Origin of the sequence: Ilyobacter sp. (assembly GCF_041583315.1) — a bacterium.
Lineage (GTDB): Bacteria > Fusobacteriota > Fusobacteriia > Fusobacteriales > Fusobacteriaceae > Ilyobacter.
Window position 1 is genome coordinate 1 of the sequence record NZ_JBFHGC010000368.1, and the last position, 2,980, is coordinate 2,980.

The following is a 2,980-nucleotide window of genomic DNA, read 5'->3' on the forward strand; positions in this document are numbered from 1 at the left end:
CAACACTTGGAGATATATTTATAAAAGGTTCTCCCCTGTCTGCCTTATCCAAAAAATTAGTGGCAACAATGGTAACCTGAATCTTATCTCCGTATTCTTCGTCAATTACAGTTCCAAACATTACATCTTCGGCTGATTTTCCAGCAGCATCTCTCACTAGGTTTGATATTGAGTGAGCCTCTACAAGTCCTAGGTTTGAAGAACCTGTTATATTGATAAGTATCTTACTAGCTCCTGAGATTGATTTTTCTAGCAGTGGAGACAGTAGTGCTTTTTCCGTTGCTTTTATTGCTCTGTTTTCTCCGTCAGCTTCACCAAAGCCTATCATAGCCATCCCAGAATCCAACATTGTAGTTCTTATGTCTGCAAAGTCAAGGTTAATGAGACCTTGTTGTATGATGAGGTCAGCTACCCCTCTTATTCCTATTTTAAGTATATTATTGGCCTCTTTAAATGCATTCTGAAGAGTGATTGTTTTTTCAGGAAGTTCAAAGAGTTTGTCATTTGGAATTACTACCAGCGCATCTACATGCTCTTTCAGACCATTTATACCCGTGTCAGCATTACTCATTCTCTTCTTACCCTCAAAGGTAAATGGCTTTGTTACAACCCCTACTGTCAGCACGCCTATTTCTTTGGCTATCTTTGCTATTATCGGAGCAGAACCTGTACCAGTCCCTCCTCCCATTCCAGCAGTTACAAAGAGCATGTCTGTTTCTTCCAAAAGAGCCTTTATTTTTTCTATATCTTCTTCTGCAGCCAGCTTTCCTATTTCAGGGTCTGCTCCTGCTCCCAGTCCTCTTGTTAATTTTTCTCCCAACTGGATTCTTATGTCTGCCAGAGAGTTATGAAGGTCCTGTGCATCTGTATTTGCTGCAATATATTCTACTCCACCTACTCCTGCTGAAATCATGTCATTGATGGCGTTTCCTCCGGCACCACCGGCACCTATAACTTTAATTCTCACTAAAGATTCATTTGTCTGTATCATATTCCCCTCCTAAAAATCCCCTTTTATATAAAGTTGGACAGCCATTCTTTTAGGCTAAAATTTTTCTTCGACACTTTTTCTTTTTTTACTATTTCAGCTGGTTTCTTTTCAGATGTTTTTTCCTCTGCTATTTTAGATGGTTCTTTGAGTTCATCTATTTTCTTATTTTTTATTTTATAGTGTTCATTTTCCAGAGTTTCCAGTAGTATTCCCAGTGATGTTGACATGGAGGGATGGACCTCAGACATTCCTTTGATCTTCATAGGCAGTCCTATTTTCACTCTGTAGTTGAGATCTTTTGACAGTTTCTCCACTACTCCCTCTACCATTACAGCTCCACCTGTCAGTATCACTCCGTTTCCAAGGTATCCCTTAAATCCGGATTCCTCTATAGCTACCATTACATATTTCAGTATATCTTCACTTCTTGCGTCTATTATATCTCTTACTGAGGATACACTGTACTTTTTCTCTTCCCCGTCCACTTCTAGGTAGATATTTTCCTCAAGCCTTTTATTGTGACAGAGATTTCTGAGCCTTTCAGCATCTTTTTTTCCAAGCTGCAGAATATAACCTATATCATTGGTATAGTGCATTCCTCCCAAAGGGATGGATTTAGAGTATATAAGTTTATCATTCTTAAATATTATGAGGTCTGTAGAACCCTCTCCTATATCTATCAGCGCAACACCCATTTTTTTGTCCTCATATGTCAAGACAGACTGGGCTGAGGCATAGGAGTTTAGAGTTATGTTTTCTACTCCTCTTCCGGCCTTATTTACCACCTCTACCAGAGATTCTAGCTGGGATATGTCCACAGTTATGAGATGTACATCCCCTTCTATGAAGCTCCCTACCATTCCTACAGGATGCTTTAATATACCGGAGTTATCTACTCTTATGTTATATATCTCTTTTTTTATTACTTTTTCATGGGGTTTCACCATCTCTTCCTGAGCCATTTTATATAGATTTTCCAGATCTTTTTCCTCTATTACAGTATCTTTTTTTGAAAAATTAAATTTTATATTCTTGGTGGCTGATTTTACATGTTTTCCGGCTATCCCTATGGACACCTTCTCTATCTTGTAGCCGCTCTCTCTCTCTGCGCTTTCAAGAGCCTGGGTCACACACTGGCTAAGGCTTTCCATATCTTCTACCGTAGCTTTTCTCATCCCCTTGGCATAAGTTTCCACCGAAGTGATCACTTTTATTTTCTCCCCGTTTTCACTAAGCTCCCCCAAGACAACTCTTATTTTAGAACTTCCCACATCCAATGCAGCTTTTATAAAACTTTCCTTCATAAAGCACTCCCCCACTTACTTAACTATGTAGTCATTGAATCTTATATCCATGTATTCGAGGTCATTCTGATTCAATTTCAGCTCCGAGTATAAACGCTCTGCAACATCATATTTTTTTTCCTCTACATTATTGTCAGTTTTGACAATTGTACCGTCAAATAAAACAAAGTTAATACACCATTTATTATAAATATATATTTGAGATATTAATTTTTCAATTTTTTTTCCTTTAATTTTTTTTAATATCTTCAAAAGTTCAGGTATTTGTTCTTCTTTTTTTATCAAAAGTAATGGAAGGTCTCTCACAGGTGTTTCTTCTAAATAAGCAAAAATATTTCCACTTTCATCTACAGTATAGACTCTATCTTTATACTGGGCATAGTAGCTAGAATCTTTTTCTTTTATTTCTACTCTTATCTCATCGGGGAGTATTTTCTTTACTTGTGCTTTCTCTATACGGATATCCTCTTCCAACATTTTTTCAATGGCTTTAGAATCTACGTCCCAGATATACTCACCTGTGACAGTTTCCATCTGTTTTTTCACTTCCCTCTGGGTGAGGTTTAAATCTCCAAAAATCCAGACTTTTTCCACTTTAAATATATCTCTCTTAAGAAAGACTTGGTCCATATAAAAAAATGCAGCAGCAAATAAAAAGAGCAGTATAATTTTAAAAAATGCCTTC

General features: G+C 37.1%; 3 protein-coding genes. All 3 read right to left on the reverse strand.

Going from position 1 to position 2,980, the window contains the following annotated elements; genetic code table 11:
- Nucleotides 1–991, reverse strand: a 991-nt coding sequence (gene ftsZ / locus ABZA26_RS11505; RefSeq protein ID WP_372714665.1) for a cell division protein FtsZ, incomplete at its 3' end; no start/stop codon positions are given.
- 23 nt (nt 992–1,014) lie between these two features.
- Complete coding sequence (ftsA, locus tag ABZA26_RS11510; RefSeq protein ID WP_372714666.1) at nt 1,015–2,295, reverse strand: cell division protein FtsA; 1,281 nt, start codon at nt 2,293–2,295, stop codon at nt 1,015–1,017.
- A 15-nt stretch (nt 2,296–2,310) separates the two neighbouring features.
- Nucleotides 2,311–2,980, reverse strand: a 670-nt coding sequence (locus tag ABZA26_RS11515; protein WP_372714667.1) for a cell division protein FtsQ/DivIB, incomplete at its 5' end; no start/stop codon positions are given.

What these genes read in the sequence shown, in the direction of transcription:
- ftsA (WP_372714666.1), bottom strand. Translation starts at nt 2,295, where the DNA reads ATGAAGGAAAGTTTTATAAAAGCTGCATTGGATGTGGGAAGTTCTAAA.